The sequence below is a fragment of the Mesorhizobium huakuii genome, from assembly GCF_014189455.1.
Lineage (GTDB): Bacteria > Pseudomonadota > Alphaproteobacteria > Rhizobiales > Rhizobiaceae > Mesorhizobium > Mesorhizobium huakuii_A.
The window spans coordinates 175,424-200,122 of record NZ_CP050299.1 but is presented as its reverse complement, the minus strand read 5'-3'; the positions used below and the strand labels follow the sequence as shown (position 1 = coordinate 200,122).

At 63.7% G+C, this 24,699-nt stretch carries 19 protein-coding genes and 1 pseudogene; 10 read left to right on the top strand and 10 right to left on the bottom strand.

What is annotated here, in order from left to right; translation table 11 throughout:
• The first annotated feature begins 76 nt into the window (after positions 1 to 76).
• The gene (locus HB778_RS38725; protein WP_183465777.1) at positions 77 to 1,708 is read left to right on the top strand and encodes an IS66 family transposase; all 1,632 of its coding nucleotides are present in this window, start codon (positions 77 to 79) and stop codon (positions 1,706 to 1,708) included.
• Positions 1,709 to 1,855: 147 nt separating this feature from the next.
• Here HB778_RS38725 and xopAA read toward each other — a convergent pair whose 3' ends face one another.
• Complete coding sequence (xopAA, locus tag HB778_RS38720) at positions 1,856 to 3,943, bottom strand: type III secretion system effector XopAA (RefSeq protein ID WP_183455378.1); 2,088 nt, start codon at positions 3,941 to 3,943, stop codon at positions 1,856 to 1,858.
• A 44-nt stretch (positions 3,944 to 3,987) separates the two neighbouring features.
• The gene (locus HB778_RS38715; RefSeq protein ID WP_244662180.1) at positions 3,988 to 4,530 is read right to left on the bottom strand and encodes a recombinase family protein; all 543 of its coding nucleotides are present in this window, start codon (positions 4,528 to 4,530) and stop codon (positions 3,988 to 3,990) included.
• Between the two features lie 197 nt (positions 4,531 to 4,727).
• Here HB778_RS38715 and HB778_RS38710 point away from each other — a divergent pair, with 197 nt between their 5' ends.
• The 8 genes from HB778_RS38710 to HB778_RS38675 all read left to right on the top strand — a co-directional run bounded on the left by HB778_RS38710 (position 4,728) and on the right by HB778_RS38675 (position 17,401).
• Entirely contained in the window at positions 4,728 to 6,359 is a 1,632-nt protein-coding gene (locus HB778_RS38710) for an IS66 family transposase (protein WP_183463841.1), read from the top strand.
• A 99-nt stretch (positions 6,360 to 6,458) separates the two neighbouring features.
• Positions 6,459 to 9,431 carry a Tn3 family transposase gene (locus HB778_RS38705; protein ID WP_183465776.1) on the top strand — a complete coding sequence of 991 codons (2,973 nt, stop codon included), beginning with the start codon at positions 6,459 to 6,461 and terminating at the stop codon, positions 9,429 to 9,431.
• Positions 9,432 to 9,777: 346 nt separating this feature from the next.
• Positions 9,778 to 10,724 (top strand): IS630 family transposase gene (locus tag HB778_RS38700; RefSeq protein ID WP_183465598.1). Its coding sequence is split into 2 segments (ribosomal slippage): positions 9,778 to 10,117 and positions 10,117 to 10,724, totalling 948 coding nucleotides; the frame shifts between segments, so codons are not numbered across the junction.
• 54 nt (positions 10,725 to 10,778) lie between these two features.
• Positions 10,779 to 12,008, top strand: coding sequence for a GTPase-associated system all-helical protein GASH (locus HB778_RS38695; RefSeq protein WP_244662197.1), 1,230 nt, complete (start codon positions 10,779 to 10,781; stop codon positions 12,006 to 12,008).
• A gap of 3 nt (positions 12,009 to 12,011) precedes the next feature.
• Positions 12,012 to 12,980 (top strand): TRAFAC clade GTPase domain-containing protein, encoded by a 969-nt coding sequence (locus tag HB778_RS38690; RefSeq protein WP_183465775.1) that lies wholly within the window; start codon positions 12,012 to 12,014, stop codon positions 12,978 to 12,980.
• Entirely contained in the window at positions 12,977 to 13,807 is an 831-nt protein-coding gene (locus HB778_RS38685; protein WP_183465774.1) for a hypothetical protein, read from the top strand. The genes HB778_RS38690 and HB778_RS38685 overlap by 4 nt, the downstream gene beginning before the upstream one ends.
• Before the next feature lie 18 nt (positions 13,808 to 13,825).
• Positions 13,826 to 16,303 carry an effector-associated domain EAD1-containing protein gene (locus HB778_RS38680; protein WP_183465773.1) on the top strand — a complete coding sequence of 826 codons (2,478 nt, stop codon included), beginning with the start codon at positions 13,826 to 13,828 and terminating at the stop codon, positions 16,301 to 16,303.
• Between the two features lie 33 nt (positions 16,304 to 16,336).
• Positions 16,337 to 17,401: a caspase family protein gene (locus HB778_RS38675; RefSeq protein ID WP_183455372.1), complete on the top strand. Its 1,065-nt coding sequence runs from the start codon at positions 16,337 to 16,339 to the stop codon at positions 17,399 to 17,401.
• 558 nt (positions 17,402 to 17,959) lie between these two features.
• On the opposite strand, the gene HB778_RS41115 is transcribed toward HB778_RS38675, so the two are convergent.
• Positions 17,960 to 18,157 carry a hypothetical protein gene (locus HB778_RS41115; protein WP_210308097.1) on the bottom strand — a complete coding sequence of 66 codons (198 nt, stop codon included), beginning with the start codon at positions 18,155 to 18,157 and terminating at the stop codon, positions 17,960 to 17,962.
• On the bottom strand, positions 18,154 to 18,540 hold the full coding sequence (locus HB778_RS41110; RefSeq protein WP_210308096.1) for a hypothetical protein: 387 nt from the start codon (positions 18,538 to 18,540) through the stop codon (positions 18,154 to 18,156). Before HB778_RS41110 ends, HB778_RS41115 begins: the two co-directional genes overlap by 4 nt.
• Positions 18,541 to 19,213: 673 nt before the next feature.
• Between HB778_RS41110 and HB778_RS38665 the strand changes: the two genes are divergently transcribed.
• Positions 19,214 to 20,842 carry an IS1634 family transposase gene (locus tag HB778_RS38665; RefSeq protein ID WP_183462928.1) on the top strand — a complete coding sequence of 543 codons (1,629 nt, stop codon included), beginning with the start codon at positions 19,214 to 19,216 and terminating at the stop codon, positions 20,840 to 20,842.
• Between the two features lie 69 nt (positions 20,843 to 20,911).
• Here the strand turns inward: HB778_RS38665 and HB778_RS38660 are convergent, their stop codons facing one another.
• The 6 genes and pseudogenes from HB778_RS38660 to HB778_RS38635 all read right to left on the bottom strand — a co-directional run bounded on the left by HB778_RS38660 (position 20,912) and on the right by HB778_RS38635 (position 24,592).
• Complete coding sequence (locus HB778_RS38660; protein WP_183455369.1) at positions 20,912 to 21,544, bottom strand: creatininase family protein; 633 nt, start codon at positions 21,542 to 21,544, stop codon at positions 20,912 to 20,914.
• Positions 21,545 to 21,569: 25 nt separating this feature from the next.
• Positions 21,570 to 21,910 (bottom strand): annotated as a pseudogene (locus HB778_RS38655) (MocE family 2Fe-2S type ferredoxin); the annotation flags it as partial.
• A 68-nt stretch (positions 21,911 to 21,978) separates the two neighbouring features.
• Positions 21,979 to 22,881 (bottom strand): NADP-dependent oxidoreductase, encoded by a 903-nt coding sequence (locus tag HB778_RS38650; protein WP_183465771.1) that lies wholly within the window; start codon positions 22,879 to 22,881, stop codon positions 21,979 to 21,981.
• Positions 22,882 to 22,940: 59 nt separating this feature from the next.
• Positions 22,941 to 23,339, bottom strand: a complete 399-nt coding sequence (locus HB778_RS38645) for a DoxX family protein (RefSeq protein ID WP_183455367.1) — start codon at positions 23,337 to 23,339, stop codon at positions 22,941 to 22,943.
• Positions 23,340 to 23,366: 27 nt separating this feature from the next.
• Positions 23,367 to 23,747, bottom strand: a complete 381-nt coding sequence (locus HB778_RS38640) for a glutathione S-transferase N-terminal domain-containing protein (protein ID WP_183455366.1) — start codon at positions 23,745 to 23,747, stop codon at positions 23,367 to 23,369.
• Complete coding sequence (locus HB778_RS38635; RefSeq protein ID WP_183455365.1) at positions 23,744 to 24,592, bottom strand: DODA-type extradiol aromatic ring-opening family dioxygenase; 849 nt, start codon at positions 24,590 to 24,592, stop codon at positions 23,744 to 23,746. Before HB778_RS38635 ends, HB778_RS38640 begins: the two co-directional genes overlap by 4 nt.
• Positions 24,593 to 24,699: the final 107 nt, after the last annotated feature.

Genomic DNA, 24,699 nt, shown 5'->3' with positions numbered 1-24,699 from the left:
GGGATTTGTGGTAACCGGGGCAGATTACCGGGCGGTGGGGGTTTGCAGGCGCGTGCTTTCGTGATTCACCCTTTGCGTGACGCTACCACCGACTGATTCGCTTGAAGGCCTGTCGCTCGCGGAACTCCGCGGGCTGGTTTCTGCGCTGATCGGCGAAGTGCGCGGTCTTCAAAGCCGGGTCGAGAGCCTTGAGATCGAGAACCAGGCGCTACGCGCCGAGAACCAGACCCTGAAGGATGAGATCGCCCGGCTGAAGGACCTGCCGCCGCGTCCCCCGGTCAAGCCGACCAAGCCATCGGGCATGGAGAAGGCGACGCAGCCGACATCTGGCAAGGGCAAGCGCCGCCGGCGCGGCGCCAAGCGCGACGGCGGTCGCGTGAGCCGCGAGGTGACGGTTGCGGTGAGCGCTCCTGCGGGCTCTCGCTTCAAGGGGTATGAGACGATCCTGGTGCGCGATCTGGCGTTGTCGGCCGAGGTGGTGCGCTATCGCCGCGAGCGCTGGGTGACACCGACCGGCGAAACGATGGTGGCGCCGTTGCCGGCGGGGATCATCGGCGGCTGGGGCGCGAACCTGCGCCGCTTCATTCTGGCCTGTCACATTCAAGGCCAGGTGACGACGGAGCGGTTGACGGCGTTGTTGACCGGGATCGGGGTCGACATTTCGAAGCGCCAGGTGGTGCGGCTGATTTCGGAGGGCCTGGAGGCCTTCGCGGCGGAGGACCGTGACGTGCTGCGCGCCGGGCTGGCTACGGCGCCCTGGATCACCGTCGATGATACGTCGGCGCGCCACGCCCACCAGGACGGCTACACCACCCAGATCGGCGATCGCCGCTTCACCGCGTTCCGCACCGGGCGATCGAAGTCACGGGAGGCGTTCCTGGCGACGCTGCGTGCCGGGCACAGCGATTACTTCATCAATGAAGAGGCCCTGGCCTATATGCGCGGCCGCAACCTCGCCGGTCCGGTGATCGCGCGGCTGGCGGCTGCGCCGCACAAGGCATTTGCCGACAGCGCCGCATGGCAGGCGCATCTGGCCGCACTCGGTCTCGACCAGCTCGCGGTTGAGCCCAACCCAGTCAGGATCGCCACCGAAGGGGCGATGTGGGGAGCGATCCGCCACCACGGCTTTCTTGGCGATACCGTGGTCGTGTCCAATGATGCCGGCCAGTTCCGCATCGGCGACCATGCTCTGTGCTGGGTCCACGCCGAGCGGCTCGTCCACAAATTGATACCCGTGACCCCGGATCAACGTCAGGCCGTCGACATCATGCGCCAGTTGATCTGGTGGTTCTATCGCGACCTCAAGAGCTACCAGCGTGCTCCTTGTCCGCGCCGCGCGGCGGCCCTGCGCGCCCGCTTCGAGCGCCTGTTCAAACGACGAACCGGCTACGTCATGCTCGACCGGCTTCTTGCCAGGCTGCATCGCCGCAAGCATGAACTCCTGCGCGTTCTCGATCGTCCCGAGATCCCACTCCACACCAATGGTTCGGAAAACGACATCCGCACCTTCGTCACCAAGCGCAAGATCTCCGGCGGAACCGTCAGCGAGGCAGGCAAGAACGCCCGCGACGTCCTGCTCGGCCTGATGAAGACCTGCATCAAGCTCGACGTCTCATTCTTCCGCTATCTCGGCGACCGCCTCGGCATACCAACACAAGAGTCGATTCCGCCGCTCCCGGATCTCGTTAGGCAAGCCGCTCAAGCCTGACTGCCCGGTAATCTGCCCCGGTTACGGATTTGTGTACAAAACAGCCAAAAGTGAGCTAACTCGCTGTCAGTAAAGGTTTCTTACACGAATCCCTACCGACCCTCCCGCTCAGGAATCCCGCCCGACCCCATACGCGTGCAGGGCTGCTTATTCCGACTGAGGCGCCGGCTGCATGGGCAGCTCCGCCGGTGCGTCGACCCAGGGGTCGTCCCTACCCGCCGTCCCCTCCGATTCGCCTTCCCATTCGTCGCGCGCCTCGTACCACTCGTCGCCGATCTGCTCAAGCGTGCCGACCAGGGTGCGTTCGGCGGACGCCCGCTGTGAGGGGCTGAAGAACAGCGGCTCATGCGGCACACCCGCCATCTCGACCCCGGCTACGTCGTGCACATCCGCTGCAGCCGGCGAGCGGTGCCCGGCGACCAGCTCGAAACCCAAGGCCATCGCGCTCCGGCCGAGTCGGATCGCCTGCTGTTGGCCCCAGCCGAGCGCTCCGCTCGTAGCCATGAGGCCCTTGGACATGACGTCGCCGGCCACCCGGCCGAAGAGCAGGTAGGCCGCCGTGTAGCCGACGGTCCCGGCTATGAAGCCCGATGGGTTGGCCCTGGGGTCGTCCATGTAGCCGCTCATCACAGCGGCTACGGAGAAGGGCAGGCCGATCGTCATACCGCCGACGGTGTCGCTCACGCTGTCGTTCATCCCCGCGTGCGTGACGTGCGGGCTCAGCGCTTCACGGAGCAGGAACGTCGACGAGACGACCGCATCGGCGATGAAGTCAGGTAGGGCCAGCCCGTTGTTGCGCATCAGGGCGATGTTTGACCCGAGGACGGCGAAGGCTACGGTCGCCAGCGCGAGCTTTCCCTTCAGGTCGGGGTTGTTTGCGAACGATGCGTCCAGGGTCCGGCGCACCGCCTCTAGGGGGCCTGGTGGGTCATCGCTTGCGGCGACCGGGCTCTCCTGCCGCGTCCCGGTCGCTACGAGCCGCTCAAGGCCCGTCACGATTCTGGACAGGTCCTGCTTGAAGAAGGTGAGCTGCCGATCCATGTGCGGCGTGATCCGCCGGTCCTTCTGGAATTCGCCGACGGAGCGGTTGACGTTGCTCAGACCCGCGCGCAGATCGCCCACGACTCCCTCAATGGCGTCCCTGAAGCCGTCGGGAAGATCACGCCTGCGGTTGAAGGCGCCGTTGAAGCGCAGCCGCATCGAGTCCATCAGGTCCTGCCCCAGCCGCAGGCCGAACATCATCGCCCCTTGCGCTGCCGCTGCGCCGGCGACGAAGCCGGCGTTGCGCTGCAGCGGCGCGGCCTTGGCGTAGAAGGTGGGTACGGCATAGATCAGCGAGATGAAGAAGACCAGGCTGTGCCGGTTGATGGCGTGCTTCATGAACAGCTTGGCGTCCGTTGTCGGGCGTCGCATAAGCGAGACCAGCTGTATCGCCGTATAGGTGTAGGAAGCAATGTTGAACGCAGCGTAGGTGCCAGTCTTCTGGGTGAACAGCGTGGCGAGCGGCAAGGGGTAGAGCAGAAGCGTCAGCGCTCCCTGGTATATCCGCTTCGCGGCACTCGCGTCGTGCTGCAAGGTGTGGATGTCGGTCTCGAAGCTGGTCATGACCGGCTCGAGATAGCGCCGGGCCTCTGCCAGGAACTCCGCCTCCTCTGGTGTCGACGCCTGCTTGTCCAGGTGCGACCGCAGTTCATCGACCTTCTCGCCCATGGCGGCCAGCAGCGTCTTCGGCTCTCGACATCCGGGCTCGGTGACCAGTTCGTTACGCAGCTTGCCCACGAACTCGCTGTCATCGAACTGCCGAAGCTCCTGGACGACCGACAGGTTGCCCAGGAAGGCGGCGATCCGCGACGAGCAATCGCGCATGAGCAACCCGCTCTCGACGTCCCTCGCTTCGCCGGGATTGGCCAGGCGCGGCTGGCTCGCCCCGGAACGGGCCGGTTGCGGAAGCAAATCCGGGACGCCTTCATCGTCCCCGGCTTGCACAATGGCCGGTATGACTTCGGGCCTCGAAGGCCGCTGGCTGGAGATCGACAGCAGGTCCGCGAGGCACATCGTGGTTTCCGAAGCCGGTCTCGGGCACGCGCGTGCTTGCGTGCCGTCCGTGGGCCACAGAGTGCCGCTGCCGTGTCCCGCTTCGATCTCGATGCTGCGGTCGGCGGGTGACGATCCGTCGCCCGCAACCGGGTCGTGCGGATGCGCGTTAGGGCCAAGGCTTGCGGTTTTGATTTGCATGATGGAGTCCTTGCGGGGGTAGATTGAAAGTACGTGTAAAAAGTTCACCCGGTCGACGCTTTTGCCGATCGGACGCGTTTGACGATTTCACCAACGCGGCCTCGACTGGCTTTTCCTCCGATTTTCTCTTGAATCTTTCGAATGCTCAGATCGGCTGATGCGGCAAGCACCTCGATCTCTTCAACCAACAGAATTGGGAGACTTGGCCGTCCGAGATGCTTGCCGCGCGATCGCGCCGCCTGCATTCCAGCGGTGACGCGCTCGCTAATCAAAGAGGACTCCAATTCTGCCATGGCTGCGATGATGGTGAACATGGCCCGCCCCATGGGGCTTGCGGTGTCTATCTGATCCTGAACGCTGATAAAGCGCACGCCGAGGTGATCGAATTCCTCGAGGGCGATCAGAAGGTGACGTGTGGAGCGGGCGAAACGGTCGAATTTCCAGACCAGGACACAATCGACCTCACGGTTACGAACACTCGCCATCAAGGCGTTGAGCCGGGGGCGTCCCTCGCGGCGGCCTGACACCGCAATGTCGCAGTAGTCTCCGACGATCTCCAGTCCGGCGCGCGCAGCGTAGCCATGCAACCCATCATATTGCAGATCGGGCTTCTGCTCCGGCGTGGAGACGCGCAGGTAAAGTGCCGTGCGGTTTTTGGCATGGAAGTGACGATGATTGCGTCCCAGAATGTCTTCCTTTCCGGACGGCGAATCGCTATGTAACCGGGGCAGATTACCGGGCGGTGGGGGTTTGCAGGCGCGTGCTTTCGTGATTCACCCTTTGCGTGACGCTACCACCGACTGATTCGCTTGAAGGCCTGTCGCTCGCGGAACTCCGCGGGCTGGTTTCTGCGCTGATCGGCGAAGTGCGCGGTCTTCAAAGCCGGGTCGAGAGCCTTGAGATCGAGAACCAGGCGCTACGCGCCGAGAACCAGACCCTGAAGGATGAGATCGCCCGGCTGAAGGACCTGCCGCCGCGTCCCCCGGTCAAGCCGACCAAGCCATCGGGCATGGAGAAGGCGACGCAGCCGACATCTGGCAAGGGCAAGCGCCGCCGGCGCGGCGCCAAGCGCGACGGCGGTCGCGTGAGCCGCGAGGTGACGGTTGCGGTGAGCGCTCCTGCGGGCTCTCGCTTCAAGGGGTATGAGACGATCCTGGTGCGCGATCTGGCGTTGTCGGCCGAGGTGGTGCGCTATCGCCGCGAGCGCTGGGTGACACCGACCGGCGAAACGATGGTGGCGCCCTTGCCGGCGGGGATCATCGGCGGCTGGGGCGCGAACCTGCGCCGCTTCATTCTGGCCTGTCACATTCAAGGCCAGGTGACGACGGAGCGGTTGACGGCGTTGTTGACCGGGATCGGGGTCGACATTTCGAAGCGCCAGGTGGTGCGGCTGATTTCGGAGGGCCTGGAGGCCTTCGCGGCGGAGGACCGTGACGTGCTGCGCGCCGGGCTGGCTACGGCGCCCTGGATCACCGTCGATGATACGTCGGCGCGCCACGCCCACCAGGACGGCTACACCACCCAGATCGGCGATCGCCGCTTCACCGCGTTCCGCACCGGGCGATCGAAGTCACGGGAGGCGTTCCTGGCGACGCTGCGTGCCGGGCACAGCGATTACTTCATCAATGAAGAGGCCCTGGCCTATATGCGCGGCCGCAACCTCGCCGGTCCGGTGATCGCGCGGCTGGCGGCTGCGCCGCACAAGGCATTTGCCGACAGCGCCGCATGGCAGGCGCATCTGGCCGCACTCGGCCTCGACCAGCTCGCGGTTGAGCCCAACCCAGTCAGGATCGCCACCGAAGGGGCGATGTGGGGAGCGATCCGCCACCACGGCTTTCTTGGCGATACCGTGGTCGTGTCCGATGATGCCGGCCAGTTCCGCATCGGCGACCATGCTCTGTGCTGGGTCCACGCCGAGCGGCTCGTCCACAAATTGATACCCGTGACCCCGGATCAACGTCAGGCCGTCGACATCATGCGCCAGTTGATCTGGTGGTTCTATCGCGACCTCAAGAGCTACCAGCGTGCTCCTTGTCCGCGCCACGCGGCGGCCCTGCGCGCCCGCTTCGAGCGCCTGTTCAAACGACGAACCGGCTACGTCATGCTCGACCGGCTTCTTGCCAGGCTGCATCGCCGCAAGCATGAACTCCTGCGCGTTCTCGATCGTCCCGAGATCCCGCTCCACACCAATGGTTCGGAAAACGACATCCGCACCTTCGTCACCAAGCGCAAGATCTCCGGCGGAACCGTCAGCGAGGCAGGCAAGAACGCCCGCGACGTCCTGCTCGGCCTGATGAAGACCTGCATCAAGCTCGACGTCTCATTCTTCCGCTATCTCGGCGACCGCCTCGGCATACCAACACAAGAGTCGATTCCGCCGCTCCCGGATCTCGTTAGGCAAGCCGCTCAAGCCTGACTGCCCGGTAATCTGCCCCGGTTACAATCGCTATGTCCTAACGCCTTCAATTCATACACTTTCCGTCGCCCCTTCGGCGGACCCTTTTCTGGACATCTCATGACCTCGATTGACCGCACCGCTTACCCGCGTCCTGGCGACCCTCTGACGGCTGAGGAACTGAACGTCCGCTACCTCCTGAATGAAGCCGATCTCTTCTTCGTTCGTGATAAGGCGCTCACCGATACCGGTCGCCTGACACTGGCGACGGTGCTGAAGGGCCGGCAGGACCTTGGCTACTTTCCATCGGTGAGCGACGTTCACGTCGGTACGCTCGCTTATCTGGCGGCGCAACTTGATCTGGACGCCGTGCCCCCGTTGCTCGACGAGACCCGTCAAAAGACGACGCTCCACCGCTATCGGACGGCGGTACGCATTCATCTCGGCGTGGCGGCTTATTCCGAAACTGCCGAGCAGTTGGTATCGGTCACCGTGCTTGCGGCAGCCGAAACGATGAGCGATCCGGCGGGCCTGATCAATCGAGGCATTGAAGCTCTGGGGAAGGCTTCGATTGATTTGCCGGCCTTCAGCACACTGGACCGGCTGGTCAACCACTTGCGAACCCAGGTCCACACGCGCATGTACGACCAGGTTGCAGTTCGGCTGACCGCAGATGTTGTCGCGGCTCTGGATGGATTGCTGACGGTCCCGCCGGGAGCCGCGACAACCCCTTTCAACCGGTTGAAACAGACGCCTGGGCCAGCGCGCCCAGAGACAATCAGGCTGTGGATCGAGCGCCTCCACTGGCTGAACAATTTGATTGATCCTGATCCGCCTCTGGCAGACATAACCCACACCAAGCTCCGGCAATTCGCCGCCGAGGCCCGGGCTTTGGAGGTGAGCGAACTTCTTGCCATTGCCCGGCCAGGACGGCGCTACCTTCTGGTCCTGAGCCTTCTGCGACAGGTCCACGCGCAATGCCGTGACGAACTGATCGAGATGTTGTTGCGCCGTGTCCGAAAGACGCAGGCCGCCGCCAAGGAAAAGCTCAAAGCGTTCCAGGAGCAGCACCGTGACGTCGAGGAGAAACTGATCGCTGTTCAGGGACAGGTGCTGGAAACGGCTAAGGAAGGCGAGAGCGACACCGATACTGGACGTCGCATCCGCGCTCTTTTGGCCGAGCAGGGCGGCGTCGAGGCGTTGTCGCAGCAATGTGAAACGGTCAGCGCCTGGCATCGCAACAACGATCTGCCGCTGCTGTGGCCAATCCACGCCAAAACCCGCAGCCTCTTGTTCCAGCTGCTGGACTTGATGGAGATTCGCTCGGCGACACAGGATCGCAGCCTGCTTGACGCATTGTCGATCGTGATCGAACATCGTCACGCCCGCCGTGACGAATTGGCTGGACCGCTTGAGCTGAGCTTTGCCTCGCAGCGATGGCAAAGCTTCGTGGCGAAGCGCCGTGGTGGCAGTACAGTGGTCGATCGTCGCGCGCTCGAAGTCTGCGTCTTCATCCATCTGGCGGACGCGCTGCAAGCAACGGATCTGTTCGTTGTCGGCGCCGAAACCTTCGATGATTACAGGACTCAGCTCCTGCCTTGGCCGGATTGCGAAGCGCGGCTGGCAGAATATTGCGATGCGCTTGGCCTTCCCGGGAGCGGTGAACACCTTGTCGATCAATTGCGGCGAGAACTGACGGCGACAGCAGTGGCGGTCGATGCGGACTTCCCCTCCAACGCGGAACTGACCATTGACGCTGACGGCGTGCCGCACCTCAAACAGCTCAGGGCCAAGTCGCTGCCCGAGGGATTGCAGGGCTTCGAGATGGAAGTCCATGCTCGCATGCGCGAACGCCACCTGCTCGATATTCTCAGGGACGGGACTTTCTGGACCAACTTCACGCGCCACTTCGGCCCGCCTTCCGGAGCCGATCCGAAGCTCACAAGAGCCGAGCAGCGCTATGTCTTCACGACTTTTGGCTATGGTTGCAATCTCGGCCCCGTCCAGGCCGCCCGCCATGCTCCAGCTATCGCCAGCGCCGATACGTTGCGTCGCCTCAATGCCCAGCATATCAATACGTCCAAGCTCGAAGCCGCAATGACGGACCTGATCGACGCCTACAATCGCTTCCCCTTGCCGAAAATCTGGGGCGCCGGCCGGGCGGCGATCGCCGATGGCACGCACGTCCCGCTTCGCGAAAACAACCTCCTGGGTGCTCAGCATATCCGTTACGGTGCCTATGGTGGCATCGCCTATCATCACATCGCTGACAACTATATCGCGTTGTTCACCACCTTCATCCCCTGCGGCGTCTGGGAAGCGGTCCATATCCTGGACGGCCTCATGAAGAACCGATCGACAATCCAGCCGGACATCCTCCATGCCGACACCCAGGGTCAAAGCGAGCCTGTCTTTGGTCTTTCCCGCTTTCTCGGCATCATGCTGATGCCGCGTATGCGCAATTGGGGTGACGCCACCTTCTATCGGCCCGACAAATCGGTGCGCTACCAGCATATTGACAGGCTCTTCACCCGCGAAATCGACTGGAGCTTGATCTCGACGCATTGGCAGGACATGATGCAGGTCGTCCTCTCCATTCAGGCCGGCTTGGTCCTACCCTCCATGTTGCTGCGCAAACTCGGATCGCACAACCGGAAAAGTCGGCTATACCAAGCCTTCCGCGAACTCGGTCGGGTCGAGCGTACGCTGTTCCTGCTGCGTTATATCGCCAATCCCGAGATCCGGTGCACCATCCGCGCCGAAACCACGAAAATCGAATCCTTCAATGATTTCCTCGACTGGATCACATTCGGCGGTCCAATCATCAAGAGCGGGGATCCGGTCGAGCAGGAAAAGCAGGTCAAATATGCCAGCCTGGTCGCGAACGCTATCATGCTTTCAAATGTCGCCGACTTGACCGAGGCTCTTGCTTCCATGGCCAATGACGGCCTGCACGTCACTCCGAAGCTTGCTGCTGCCCTCAGTCCCTACACCCGTCGGCACATTCGCCGATTTGGAAAGTACGAACTCGACATGGACGACCGGCCTGCGCCACTCGTGCCGAAACAATTGCCCTTCGACCTGCCCCTGTGAACTTTTACATGTACTTTCAATCCACCCCACGCTGGCAGCATGCTACACGACGTTAGTCCGAATAAGCGACCCGGAACGAATCGATCCTCCTCTTTTTAGTTTGGAAATAGAAGATATTTTTCGTATTGGCATGGTCGCTCGGTCCGCTAAAACAAAGTGAGATCGGTACAGGGGGATGAGTGCGTGGACAACGCCACACTTCAAGGGTTCCTGAACAAGGGGCTGATCGACGTCGGCGGGGACGACACCAAGCTAGAGCATTTTCCGTGAACGCCGAGTCACATTTGGGATTCACGCGGTGGCGGAAGTCTGTTTCATTTTCCCTGTGATTTGCAGGGAGATGACGATGACACGCAGCTTGAGTGCGGACCTTCGCGGTCGGGTGATTTTGGCTATATCGGAGGGTGTTTCGACGCGGGAGGCAGCACGCCGGTTCCGGATCGGGATTGCTACGGCGGGGAACTGGTATCGCCGCTATCGCGAGACGGGTGAGATGGCGGCACGCAAGCAGGGCCAACCGTCGCGCTCGAAGCTTGATCCTCACGAAGCCTTCATCCTCGGCCTGATCGAGGAGACGCCCGACATCACTCTGGCGGAGATTGCCGAGAGGCTGGCGGCCGGGCATGGCGTGCGCGTGGTTCCTTCGACGATCTGGATGTTTCTCGACAGGCGCTGCGTCACGTTTAAAAAAAGACGGCGCATGCCAGCGAACAACAGCGCCCCGACGTCAAGGCGCGCCGTTGCGCCTGGTTCGACGGCCAGCTCGATCTCGACCCCGAGAAGCTGATCTTCATTGATGAGACTGCGGCCTCCACCAAGATGGCGCGGCTGCGCGGGCGGGCCAAATGTGGCGAACGCTGCCGTGCGCCGGTTCCTCATGGTCATTGGAAGACCACGACCTTCACCGCTGGACTGCGGCTGAACGGCCTGACCGCACCGATGCTGCTCGACGGGCCGATGAACGGCGCCGCCTTCCTGGCCTATGCCGAACAGGTGCTCGCGCCTGAACTTTCTCCCGGCGACATCGTCGTCATGGACAACCTGCCGGCTCACAAGATCACCGGCGTTCGCGAGGCCATCCAAAGGACCGGCGCACGGCTTCTGTTGCTGCCGCCATATTCGCCCGACTTCAATCCCATCGAGATGGCGTTCTCGAAGCTCAAAGCCCTACTCAGAAAAGCAGCCGCCCGCTCCATCGATCAACTCTGGTCCGTCATCGCCGACTGCCTCGACGCCTTCAAACCGGCCGAATGCCGAAACTACTTCGAGGCAGCCGGGTATGACCCGGAGTAAGTCGAATCTGCTCTAGAGAAGCTCTCGCAGGCCGCAAAGGACCTCGGCGACGCGCTGAAAAAGAACCCGTCTAAAGCGCTGAGCTACTCCCTCATCGCGTTCGACCCCAACGCGCCCGAGGACGATCCCGTGGTCCAAGAGGCGCTGGCGGCGCTCCAGAACAGGTGGACAACCTACCGCAACACTTTCGCGGCGACGCCGATCGCGGTGATCCGCGCCATTCTGCTCGACGCGCTGGTCAATGCCGCCGCAGAGGACGACCGCGTCGGCGTGTGCTTCATCGCGTCGGCGCGCAACGCGCTCCCGCTCCTGCCCGTCGATAACGAGCGCGACATCTGGATCGGCATCGTCGAGCAGGTCGAGCGCCGCGTCGACGCCCGCGCGGAAGAAGAGTGGGCGACGCCGGAGACCATCTCGGTCCAGCCGATGAAGTACCAGGTACCGACCCTCACCGTACCAGATGTCAAGATCGGCGAGGCGTCCCAGACCGACCTGCAGAACGGCATGACCGCGGCCGCTGGCCCATCGTCTCACCACCCTCAGCAAGGTGGCGTCGCGACAGGTGGCAATCCGCACTGGCCGCAACAGCAACAGCAGTGGGTCTACGAATTCGGGAAGCGGTCCGGGACGGCGATCGCCGCCGCGATCAACGCCGCCATGTCCGAGATCGAAGTCAGCCAGCCGGACTTGGCCGAGCCTTTCAGCAAGTTGGCCACAGCGGTTTCCGGCTACGTTGACGACACGCTAAAGTCGATCAGCGCCGCCACCGCCGGGCTCCAGCGCCGCACCAATCTTCTCTGGTGGCGCGAGGCGCTGTACTCGCCCTCGGCCCGTAAGAGCTACCGTGAACTCCCGCCCTCAGTCGCCGCCGCACTCATGGCGCTCGACCTGTTCGAAACGGTCCCGCTGTTCTCGCCCGCGAGCGTGTCGGCGTTCCTGGGCGAGGCGGTCCTCCGCCTGAACGGTACAGCGGGTGGCGGCAAGCGGCCCGTGGGGGACCTCGTCGCTGAGGCCCAGGACCACGACGGACTCGCCTCGCTCCGAGCCGCCGCCGGCAACCTCGCGGCGGCGCCGGACGGGCGCGGGCCACTGCTCGCCCTGATCGGCCACCCTGCGCACACCGGCGCACGGAACGCGGACGACTTTCAGCGGCTCACCGGCGTCCCGGCCAATTCCGAGCTCGACGCGGTGGCGTGGGCAGGATGGCTCTTCCGAGAGCTCCAGGCCTCGAAGGCGGCGACAGACGCCTCGCCTGCCAAGCGTCGCTCCGCGAAGAAGGGCTGACCCGTGGAGAAGTGCGCGCAGGCGACGTGCTTCGTCCCCGGCACCGGCTGCGACCTCGGCCACACGGACCTGTCGAAGTGCCCGATCTGGCATGGGGCCAAGGTAACCGACACAGCCGACGAGGAACTCTCGGGCGAGATGCTGATGCCGTGGTCCGGCAGCGCGTTGGGCTTCGCGGACCTAGGATTCGTGTCGGGGCGCGGCAAGCCCATCGTCATCGGCGTCGTGGGGCCGCAGAACGCTGGCAAGACGACCCTGCTCGCGGCATGGTACCTACTGCTCGGTCGAGGCCTGGCCGGCACCAAGGGCCAGCTATTCGCCGGATCCTACACGCTCTCCGGGTGGGAGGCGGTCGCGGGTTCGATGCGGTGGGCGCCGGGCCAGCCGCCGGGCTTCCCCGCCCACACGACCAGTCGCGGCGGAAGGGCGCCGGGGCTCCTGCACCTGACCTTTCGCGACGAGAACGGCGACCGGCCGGTCGACTACCTCTTCACCGACGCGCCCGGCGAATGGTTCCAGCGATGGGCTATCAACAGGGATTCTGACGAGGGGGCAGGCGCGCGCTGGGTGTCGGATAACGCCGACGCCTTCATGATCGTGGCCGACCGCGATGCGCTCGCCGGCGAATTGATGGGCACGGCGCGCGGCTCGCTGCAGCGCATCGCGAAGCGCCTGGGCGCGGAACGGGGCGGCCGCCCCGTCGCTCTCGTCTGGACCAAGTCCGACGTCGACATTCCTCCGGAGATGGAGGAGGCCGTCCGCGGTGCCGTCACCGACGCGATGTCCGACACGGTCGAGCACTCGGTCAGCGTGGTCGGGGCGCCCGACGGCGATCCGCTGCTGAACAAGGGCGCTGGGCTGGTCGAGCTTCTCCAGTGGGCGATTGGCGTCAGACGGCCCGGCGTCCGGCTGCCGCCGCCGGCATCAACATCCGACGACCCCCTGTTCATCTACGGGAACAACAAGCCGTGAGCCAGACGTCCAACTCGATCCTCCTCGTCGGCGAGAGCGGCGTCGGTAAGACGCACTACGGGGCACAGCTGCTCCGCCGCCTCATGCGGATCCCGGGAGCGCTGCGCATGAACGGCGCGGCCACCAACCTTGAGGCCTTCGAGGCCGCGCTCGAGAGCCTCGACGAGGGACGGGCCGCGGGTCACACCGCACGGTCCGTCAACGTCGACAGCGTCTGGCCGGTGGTCGATGCCAACGGCCGCGAGGCCGACCTGGTCTGGCCTGAATATGGCGGCGAGCAGATCAAGTCCGTGATCGAGAACCGGCGACTCCCCGACACTTGGCAAAAGCGCGTCGACGAGGCCGACGCGTGGCTGCTGCTCATCCGGCCCCAGCAGACGAGCGTCGGCGACGACATGTTCTCCAAGCCACTGGCCGGTCTGAAGGGCGTCTCGGTCGAGAACAGGGAGGTGCATCCCTCCGACCAGGCCAGGCTGGTGGAGCTGCTCCAAATGCTCATCTTCTCCCATCGGTCCACGTCCAGGTTGCACCGCCTTCCGCGCCTCGGCGTGCTCCTGACCTGCTGGGACGAGGCGGGGATCGCACAGACCCCGTCGGAGGCTCTGGAAGCGCGACTGCCGCTCGTTTCGGCGTTCGTGCGGTCGAACTGGCGGCAGCCGCTGATCATGGGCCTCTCCGCGCTCGAACGCCCGCTCAGCCCCACGACTCGCGACATGGAATACGCCAGTAAGGGTCCCGAGCACTTCGGCTACGTCGTCGAGGCGAACGGCACGAAGAGCGGCGACCTTGCCTTGCCGATCTACCACCTGCTCGACGCCGGCGACTGAGCGGACGGGAAGCGGAGGATGCGCGTCGACCAGGCGATCTACGGCACTGTCAAACTTGGGCACGCCCTCAGGTACGCGAGCGGCGACCGCAAGCTCGCGGGCGAGCTGGCGCAGCGCCTCGACCTGCCGGACACGGAGCCCCAAGGCGCCGACTGGTCGCCCGTCACGTCGGGGTTCGCCGTGCGCGACTGGTACGTTGTCGCTCGAACGTTCAGCGATCCGTCGGTTGGACGGTCAGGCATGGTAGTCACCCACGCGCTGATCTGCGACCTGGAGGAGATCGCCGCGTTGGACGACCTCCGCCCGCTGCTCGCGCACCTCATCACGTCGTTTGACGCGGCACCGGCAGCCGTCGAGGCGCTCGAGGTGACTCCGGTACCGGGAATGCCGCCCGCGACATCCGATCTCGCGGACACGGCGCAGGCGCTCGTCAGCCGCGGCTCCGGCCCGGTGGTGCGCATCGGATCGGACGGCTTCGAGAAGCTCATGGTCGCGCTGTGGGGACGCCTATGGCCCGCCCTGCGGCGCAAGCTCTACTTCCGGCTGAGCTTCGGCCCGAAGGACGTGGTGGAAAAGCCGGAGCCGACGATCGTCTGCACGCCAGCCTCCCTCGTCGGGCGGTGGCAACAGCAGCAGCGGATCGTTGGCCGGAGCGGCGCCGAGCGGCCCCAGGCCGCTGGAATGATCGACGGCTCGGCCGACGGCGCCGAGCTGCGGGAGTTCGGCGACAGGATCGGCGCGAACCTTGACGATTTCCAGGAGCTCCAGCTGCTCGAGCAGGCGCACGCCATCGCATCCACGACGCCCAACACCGTCGCGCGGCTTGTCTCGGCCACCCGGTTGATCGAGCGGCTCTCGCCGGATCCCGCGCGGGGGGAGGTCGAGAAACGCACCATCGTCGAGCGGCTCGTCGAAGTACTCCCGACGGCTCAGCCATCGGAGATCCTGACGCTGCGCAACCTCGCGCTCCCGGGTCTCGAGACGAGCGGCCTCGTCTGGCAGGCGCTCGAGCTATGGTTCGAACAAAACAACTATCTTCCCTCAGACGATGCCGACATAGTGACCATCGTCGCCGACGCGCTGATCGACGACGATGCCATCGCACCCTGGCGCGAGGCCGCGAGGCGGGGCCTGGACCGCTCGGCCGTTGCGACGGGTGGCCAGTTTGCCGCTGGGTTCTGGCGCTGGGCGAAGTCCGAGCCCCGCGTCTCCGCGCCGCTCGTCGCGCTGGTCGCGAGCGACCGGAAGGGACTGGAGGCGCTCGAGGCCGCGGCCCCGACAGACCTGGATACCGCCACCGCGAAGCCGATCATCGCCTCTGCCGCCAAGCAGAAGCTCTTTCGGCTGCACGCCATCGCGGCCGGCGCGAGCATGAAGCCCGCGGACGCGGCGAGCGCCCAGAGCGCCGTGGAGCCGGGTGCCGACGTCACCGCGATGCGGCTCGCGATGCGCCGCGCGAAGCCCGGCGAGATCCTCGACGCGGTGGCCAGGGTTCCCGACGCACGGGTGCTCACGATCGCGGGCGAGGCGGTGGCGAAGGACCCGACGCTCCTGGGGAGGCGGGACATGTCGACCGCCCCGAACCGGCGCATCTGGGTGGCAGCACTCAAGGCTGACACGGGAGCGTGGCGTGGGCCTGAGGACCCGCGGAAGGCGTTCAACCAGCTTCTCGACGAGCAGATCGACGGCGGCAGGCCGCCGGCGGAACTCCTCCACCTCCTGTCCGTATCGCCGCTTGCAGACCTGACGACTTACCCGCGGAGGAGCAAGGTCTGGGATAAGGTGCCGACGGCCACCCGGGATCGTCTGCTCGCGGCGACGACTGACGCCTGGTTCGCGAGCGCGGGAGCCGGTCAGCAGAACACCACGATCGAGCCTGAACTGGTTGAACGGATCGTCCGCGATCCGCGGCTCGACCAGCTCCTTATGCGCCTCGCGGCCGGGACGCTCGCGGAAGGTCTCCACGTGATCGACGGACTCGGCGGGCTCGACCACGCGCGCTTCCGGCGGTGGGTCTCGACCGCGGTCCGCGCGGTCCGGTCGATCACCCCTGCCGATGCCGACCTGCTCGGACGGGCCGTCGCATCGCGCGGACGAAGCGACATCGTCGACGACCTGATCTCGATCTACCGGGCCGGCCGGAACGACGTCGCGCCGGTGCTCCGCCACTGCCTCGGCCTGATCGGCCTCGTCGAGCGCTGGTTCCTCGGGCTCTCGCCCGTCAGCGCCAGTGAGAAGTGGGACGTGCTCACCGAGCTGGCCGCCGAGCTCTTTCCAAACGGGCCGGACCAGGACGCGATGTGGGAGCGGTCCGGCGGACGGGACGCCGACCTTCGTCACCACGGTACCGGCAAGGAGCGTTGGCGTGGTGCGATCCGCGACATCCAAAACGGAAGGCAACCCCGCGTCTCGAGGCTGATCCAGCAGATGCGAGCCGACTTCCCCGAGAATCCCAACCTTAGGCTGATGGCCAACGACCCGCTGTTCCGGAACTGAGTCGGCGGCGGAAGACACCCGATGGAGTCCTTAATGAAATTCGACCAAGGCCGGGCGCTGATCATTGGCGTTGCCAACTATGAGGCGGTCGGGGGTCTTCCCGCCGCCGTGCTCAATGACGCGCTCGACACCGCCGAGACCCTCAAGTCGTCCGCGTACTGCGGCTATCCGGAGGCGAACGTCACTGTCCTCACCGACGACGCGTCCACGCTCGAAAACATCCGAAAAGCGCTTGCCGACCTCGCGGCGACCGCGACCGCCGACGACACCGTCGCGATCTTCTTCTCGGGCCACGGGGCGCGCATCGGCAGTGGCGCCGAGGCGACGAGCGCGCTCGTCCCCTACGATTGCAAGCTCACGGACGTCGCAGGAACGTCGCTCGGCGAGGCCGAGCTGTCCGCCGCGATCGCCGCCATCAAGGCGCCGCGGGTCATCCTCGTCGTCGACGCGTGCCATGCCGCCGGCACCGCCACGCTCAAGTCCGGCCTGGGCGAGGATGGGGAGGACGGGATCGACGAAGGGTTCGACGAGAAGTCGCTGCAGCAACTGGCGCGGGGGACCGGCCGGGTTGTGCTCGCGTCGTCGCGCGCGACCGAGACGTCTCTGGTGCTCAGACGCGAGCGGAACAGCGTGTTCACGACCGCGATGCTCTCCGGCCTCAAGGGCGCTGCCACCGCCGCCAGCGACGGGACCATCCGGGTATTTGACCTGTTCAACCACGTGTCCGAGACGGTCAGGCAGTCCGTCCCGGGAAGGCAGCACCCAGTGTTCAAGGCTAGCGACCTTGAGGAGAACTTCCCCGTCGCACTCGCGCTCGGCGGCACCAAGTCGATCTCGCCGGGCGTCAATCAGCGCCACCGGGACCTCGAGCAGATCATGCCGGACCTCTTCCCGCTCGGCCCGACGGACCAGGACATCTGGCTGCGGGCGGGCGGCGACGTCTCGCGCCTCAGGCTGAGCGGCAACGGACGAGCGCAGTGGTTCGCCGCGCTCCGCCTGATCTCCCTGGGCGGCGGCGGCAGCATTTCGCGCGAGAGCCTGATCGACGCGGCGCTGGACGAATTCCCTGCCCACCGCGAGCTCAAGGCGTTGCGCTAATCCGCTCGGCCCCTGGTCGGCGATATCCCACATTTTTAGCAAGATCGAATTCGGGCTCGGTAGGCGTTCAAGCCAATGTCGCATGCCTTAGGCAGGAAGTCAGAAGTCCAGCTTCAGACATGCTCAAGCAAATGGCGCAGCTGGACAATATCCTCGGGGAAACCACGAGCAGGATCGCGTCGCCGTTCTTCAGCCTGTCGATCGGCGGCGGCGACTAGCCTTGGAGGAAAGAGACAGAGGATGGGGGCGGTACATCATCAAACCATGACACAACTTGAGGAAAGCATCCGACGTGGGGTCAAAAGCGGTGGTTCCTACCAGCATCTAATGGAAGCTATTCGCCAATTCACAGCCGAAAGAGGACAGTCCGCAGTCGGCTCCAATCAAGACCTTTATTGCCGCGATGCTGATCGCCGTCCCTCCGACGAGGCTGACCTCTGGATCGGAGAGCAAAGACGTTTACCTGGGTCGCATAAAGGGCAGTGTGGAACGGGGGGCTAGGCGGATGCGCACCTCTTGTTAAATGCTCGCGCGGAGTCCGGTGTGGCTAACTCAGGCTCATTGAGCCGCCGAGTTCTCGATGAGCTTTATGCTCGTCTTCAGGCTCGCCTCAATATTTTCGTCCGCGTGGACCGAAGGCGCGAAACATTCGTAAGAATAGGCGCCTTTGTAGCCCATGGCGACAAGCGTCTTGATCTGCTCAACGTTCCACAGTCGGTCGGCCTCATCGACCAGGATGCGGTGACCGTCCTTCATCTCCTCGGGTGCAAGGGATGGATCAACGACGCCGGAAATATGCACGATGCCTGTCCATTCCGGGAAAAATTCGGCCTCGCCAGCGATGTGATGGTGGAACGTATCGTGCACCAACCGGAACCGATCCTTCCCCCGACGGCCTCGATCGCCTCGACAGCTTCGCGCTTGCGACGCAACGAAGAGGTCGTGAAGCCCAGCGGTTCCAGAAGGACGACCAGGTCCGCCTCCTCAAGCATCGGCAGTATGACGGCGAGTGCGCCGCGGAGATCGGAGAGCCGCTTCTCGTCAGGTTCGATGGCCCCATCGTTGCTCGGTATGAGGCTGATAGATTCTGCTCCGGCTTCCTTCGCCTGGGCGATCAAGAGCTTGATCTTGTCCTTCATCGCGTCCGACCAGCGATTGAAGCCATAGGCCTCGGAAAGGCCCAGAAGGCGAATGCCTTTGCTGCGGGCATATTCGCCAATCGCCGAGGGCTTCTCGCCATCGAAAAAATTCGCCTGTGCTGAGACCCTTGTCTGCAAGGTCGTTCCGAAGTTCTATACCGATGCAGCCAAGTCGGGATGCCAGGTCGATCAGTTTTTTGCTGGTCAGCTTTGGGGCTGTCATGTGGTTGAGTGCAAATTTGATCGTGCCGCCCAAGTTCGTTCTCCTCCATTGATTGCCGCCCGGCTTGGGCGGGGACGCAAATGCGATGTCGATGTTCAGGGGTTGTGTGTCTTCCACTGCGCGCGGCGACGGTCAATTCCCTCCCAGACGTCGACCATGGCCTTCATCAGGCTAAAATCTGGGGCGTTTTCCGTGAAGCGAAAAGCACTGGTTGCGGCTCCGAGCGCGTCGAGGGAAGCCTCAAGGATGCGGTGTCCTTCTCTGCGGTCGCTTCTGTCACGTCAGGCCCGACTTGAACAGTTGGAGGTGAACGGATGGCGAACGCTGTCCGTTAAGCTATTGAATTCACTCGCCTTGAGTTTTCGGCGCGAAAATGTGTGGTAACAACATTTGATCTGCTAGCCGCATGTTGTATGGATTTGATGGCATTTATTCGCTAACAACGCTGGCATGTTTGTCGTTGAGAGAGTCGCGCGCGGCCACCGCTATCTTTACCTCGTGGAAAGTGTCCGCGACGGTAAAACCGTTCGCCAGCGCACGATAAAGGCGCTGGGCCGCAAGGATGCGCTGGTTGCCAGCGGCGAACTTGACAGATTGGCGGCCTCGATTGCGCGCCATGGCGAACGCAGCCTCATCCTGTCCGACATTGACGCGGGGCGAATTGCCTCTCGCCGCATCGGCGGTCCGCTGTTGTTCGGGCGGCTGTGGGAGCGGCTCGGGATCGGCGAGGTGCTGGAAGAGGTGCTGGAAGGGCGCCAGTTCGGCTTTGCGGTGGAACGGGCGGTGTTCGTTGGCACGCTGCATCGGCTGTTCGTCTCGGGCTCGGACCGCGACTGCGCGAACTGGATGGCCGATTATGGTATCGAGGGCGCCGAGGGTCTGGCGCTCCATCACTTTTACCGGGCCATGGCGTGGCTGGGCGAGGAACTCGGCGAAAAGGCGCAAGGCGCGCTGGTGGCGCGCTGCGTGAAAGACGCGATCGAGGAAAAGCTCTTCGCGCGCCGGCAGGACCTGTTCACCGACCTCAGCCTTGTGTTCATGGACACCACCTCGTTGTCCTTCCATGGCGCGGGCGGCGAGACGCTGGGCAAGCGCGGGCATTCCAAGGACTTCCGCCCCGATCTGGCGCAAATGATCCTGGCGCTGGTCGTTGATGCCGAGGGCCGGCCGATCTGCACCGAGATGGTGCCCGGCAACACCGCTGACGTGACCGTCCTGTTGCCGGTGGTCGATCGGCTGCGAACGCGCTTCGGCGTCACACGCGCCTGCGTTGTCGCCGATCGCGGCATGATCAGCGCCGATACCATCGCCGCGCTCGAAAAGCTGGGCATGGAATACATTCTGGGGGCCCGCGAACGCTCGAGCAGCGTGATCCACAACGTCGTGCTCAATGACACGGCACCGATGGTTCCGCTCGTTCTCGAGCGCCAGCGTGGTGAAACTCAGTTGTGGGTCAAAGAGGTCAAGGTCGGTAAAGACCGCTACATCGTCAGCCGCAATGACGCCGAGGCCGAGAAGGACAAGGCCGACCGCCAGGCGATCATCGCCGGCCTCGAGGCGCAGCTCAAGAAGGGCGACAAGGCACTGGTCGGCAACTCGGCCTACCGGCGTTACCTCAAGGCCAGCGGCAAGAACTTCAAGATCGATGTCGGCAAGCTTGCCGAGGAAGCCCGCTACGACGGCATCACCGTGGTGCGGACCAACGCGAAGGTGACCCCGCTCCAGGCCGTGCTGCGGTATCGCGATTTGCTCGAGGTCGAGAGCCTGTTCCGCGCCGCCAAGGCAACCTTCAATACCCGGCCGATCTTCCACCAATCCGATGCCGCCATCCGCGGGCATGTGTTTTGCTCGTTCCTGGGGCTCGTACTCAGCAAGGAACTGTACCGCCTCTGCCGGGCCAAAGGCCTGACGCCCGAATGGCAGCCGCTTCTACGCGATCTCGACCGCCTCCAGGAAGCCACCATCGAAAAGGATGGTCGCATCGTCACCACCAGAACCCACGTTACGGGCCAAGTGGGCAACGTCTTCAAGGCATCTGGCATCGCTCTGCCACACAACCTCGACGAACAACTCGCCTGAGATCATCCCCAAAATGTAGTGGTAACACGCGCCGGCGCGCGCCTAACGTGCTGATATAATAACATATTCTTACAGGCGGTGTTTAAGTGGGGTCAGGATTCTGCGCGAAACGTCCAGCGGATCCATGCCGATCCGGTCAGCCCTGTCCAGCGCCACGAGGTCCGGTCGGATCGCCAGAAGCTGCGAAAGCTCGTATCGACCCGCATGATCGCCTGTGAATTTCCCGCTGACGAGCTCGGGGTCTGTCCTGACAAAGTGCTGAATGGGGAAGGCGCCAGCGAATGCCTCCGCAATCATCCTGAGATCGTCCTGGCTTCCATGGTGACCGCTGACGACAACCACCGCCTGGAATCCGGCGTTGCGGAAAGCCCGCAGCTGGTAGAGCAGCGTCTCGAGCAGGAGATGCGGCGGCAGCGCCGCGAGCCTGGGATTGACCCCGCCCATGACCTCCTTAAGCCAAGGCGCGTGATAGCCGGTCTCATGGGTGTGGTAGGCCATGGTCGGTGCGCCGACGCCACCGAACCGGTCAGCGGCTTCGTCGCACAGCCAGTCGGCCTTGATCGTGTCGAGACCGAAAGGTGCGACATGCCCATGCGGCTCACAAAGGCCCATCGGAAGGTAGACGACCGGTTTCTGTTTCTGGCGCTCGAGAAATTCCTGGGGCTTGAGGAACTCCCACCTGACCTGTTCCTTGAAGATCATGGCCCCAAATCTCAATCGATTTCGATAAAGACTCGCCACCGTCGACGCGTGTCGGATAGGTCCTCAAGTTCACGCAAACCGGAGCGCCTCTTGCCGCTCCAGTCCTGTAGTCGAACCTGCCGTTGTGCTTGGGACATTCGACAATATTGTCCATCACCAGGCCGTCGGCCAGATGCACTCATGCGTGCACAGGCCGTCGGTCGCGAAAAACTCGTCTTCTGGACTGCGATAGATCGCGTAGGTTGCTCCGGCGTGGTCAAAGCGGATCACGTCCTCCTCGTCCTCGTCCACGTCGTCGACGGCGCACGCCCTTACGCGCCGGGTACGCTTCCTGGTGCAAGCAGGAATTCGCCGCCCGCGCCACATGGACTTCGCGGCCTCACACGCGCCATCCAAAATCGAATGTCACATACGGCGAGGCCATATTCTTGCTGTCAGTGCTTCAGCACGACTTTCCCGGGAGCGCCCGCTGCAACCGCTTTTTGGGCCGCGCCAATCTGGTCCAGGGTGAAAGTGTGGGAAATCGGGATCACCAGCTGCCCACGTACGGCGGAATCCAGCACTGCATTAAGCGTGGCGGCATCGGTGCGGTGGTAGAGTTCAATGATAGCCAAGCGATTTCCGGCATTGGCGCCCTCGGGCACCGGAACAACGCTGGCCACATGGCCGCCGTCGCGGACATGGCTGATGAGATTGCCGGCTACGGGGCCGGCGGCGCTGATGGCATAGTCGAAACTCGGAACTGCGGCTGGGATCGTGATATCGAGCGCTTCGCCCGCCACGTCGCGGCCTTCACTCAGCCGCTCACGCCGGACGCCCGCCACCGGCTTGGCGCCGATCTGTTTGAGATACTGGATCGCGGACCGTCCCACCGTGCCAAGGCCGCCCGAGACCAGAACCCGATCGCCAGCCTTGACTCCCAGCGCTTCGACGGTTTGGCGCCCGGTAAGGCCAGCTTTGACGAGCGAGGCACCCTGCTCGAAACTTAGTTCAGCAGGCAGCTTGGCGACAGATGTGGCTGCAACGACGCCATATTCGGCGTGCGCGCCTTTGCCGTTTGCCGGAAAATCGGCCACAACCCGGTCACCGACCGCAAAACCGGTCACGCCTTCGCCGAGCGCCGAAATGGCGCCGGCGGCGTCTCCGCCAAGCACAGCCGGCAGCGGCAGCGGTATAAATTCGGCCATGAAGCCCTGGCGGAGAACAAGGTCGAATGGGTTGACCGCGGATGCCTCGATCTTAATGAGGACCTCGCCCGGCCCCGGCTGCGGCGTCGGAATATCGGCGATTTCGAAGTGATCGACGTCGCCGTAGGATTTGAGAAGTGCGGCTTTCATTGCGGTCTCCAAAATTCTGGTCGTCTGGTTTGGCACTTGCTTTTTCCAGATGCTGCCGTTTACGCCATGGCCGGGCGGCGAGCGTTCTCGAGGGCCCATGCCCCACCGCCTGCGAGGGCGAGATAAAGGAAGATGAAGCAGAACAGGATCGCGGGTTCGCCGAAATTCAGAGCCGGCCAGAAACCCTGCGACGCGTGTGCCATGAAATAGGCGGCTGCCATCTCACCCGAAGCAATGAAGGCGGCGAGGCGCGTGTAAAATCCGACGAACATCAACAGCGCGGTGATCACCTCGATTGTGCCGGCAACGATCATGATGGCGGGCAGCGGATAGGACACACCCGGAATCGCGGCCGGGAACTGCAGGAATTTCATGGTCGCGTGTTCGAGGAACAGAAGTGCGGTCATGATGCGAAGGATCGCAAGAACGCGCGGCGTCCATTTGACGGTATCAAGCATGACATCTCCAATTTGGTTGATGGGTGGTCAGGCGGCGGAAACCGCCTTCTTCAGTTCCTGGTTTTCCTTCCAGAGCTTCATCGACATGGCAAAGACGCCATCGACATAGTTCCGGTAGACCGGCAGCCTGGCCGGATCGCGGCCCGCCTTTGCCGCGAAGAATGCAACAATGTCGTCGGATTCAGTGACGTAACGACCGGGCTCAAGCTGCGCGCACGGAAAGCTCACCTCATCGAGGTGCGGCAGCAGCTCTGTCCGGATTTCTTGCTCCCCCGCGGTGCCGGAAACGAAGTCGCGGCTTTCAACTTCCGAAGCCAGGCCTGATTCCAGAAGAAACAGGCGAACTTTCAAGCAGAAGGGGCAGTTCTCCTTGAGATAGACGATCGGTTTGAACGTTTCGCTGATCATGGCGCATCTCCATTTGCTTGGGCGGCTGAAGGGGCGAGACCGAAGCGGAAACTCGATGCGGTGAGCCCGCCCGCGAAGTCCTTCTGGTGATAGATCGTGGCACCCGGTTCGTCTTCGGCGGCACCGACCACCACCATCAGCGGGATGAGGTGATCTTCACGGGGGTGCGCCGCGCGGGCGGCTGGCGCCCGTTCCCATTCGATGAGCCGTTCGGTTCGCTTCTCGGAAGGACAATGCATCAGAGTTTCCTGGAGCCAGGCGTCAAAGCGACGGGACGGCTCGTATCCGTCCGTGCCGCGCATGGCAGACAGGTTGTGATAGCTGAGGCCGCTGCCGATGATCAGAACGCCCTCGGCGCGCAGAGGCGCGAGAGCTCGGCCGACCTTGATATGCAGCGCCGGATCGTAACCCATATCCAGCGAAAGCTGGACCAAAGGAATGTCCTCGTCCGGATAGAGAGGCTTCATGATGCTGAAGGTGCCGTGATCGTAACCGCGTGTTGGATCAAGTGCCGCTTCGATGCCGCTTGCGAGGAGTCGCCGCTGAACACGGTTCGCAAGCTCCGGCGAGCCGGGCGCATTGTAGGCGATGCTATAGAGGTATTCCGGAAAGCCGTGATAGTCATAGACCATGCCCGGCTTGACACCTGACGAGATGGCAAAACCAGTCTCTTCCCAGTGGCCCGAGATCACGAGGACCGCCTTCGGCGCGCTGCCGAGTTCGGCGCGCATGTCCACCAGCGACTTCTCAAGCACGTCGAAATTGCGGCGGAACTCGCCCGTAATATAGGGCCAGGGTCCGCCGCCATGACTGATGAAGTAGGTCGGGAGCAAGGAATCTGTCACCAGGTTTGTCCTTCATGAGGTGACCGCAAAATCCGCGGCTGGGGCGCCGTTTGAAAAGCTTGCCTTCCAAGGGCGTCCGTTGCGGAAGAATTTGATTTTTTCTCCTT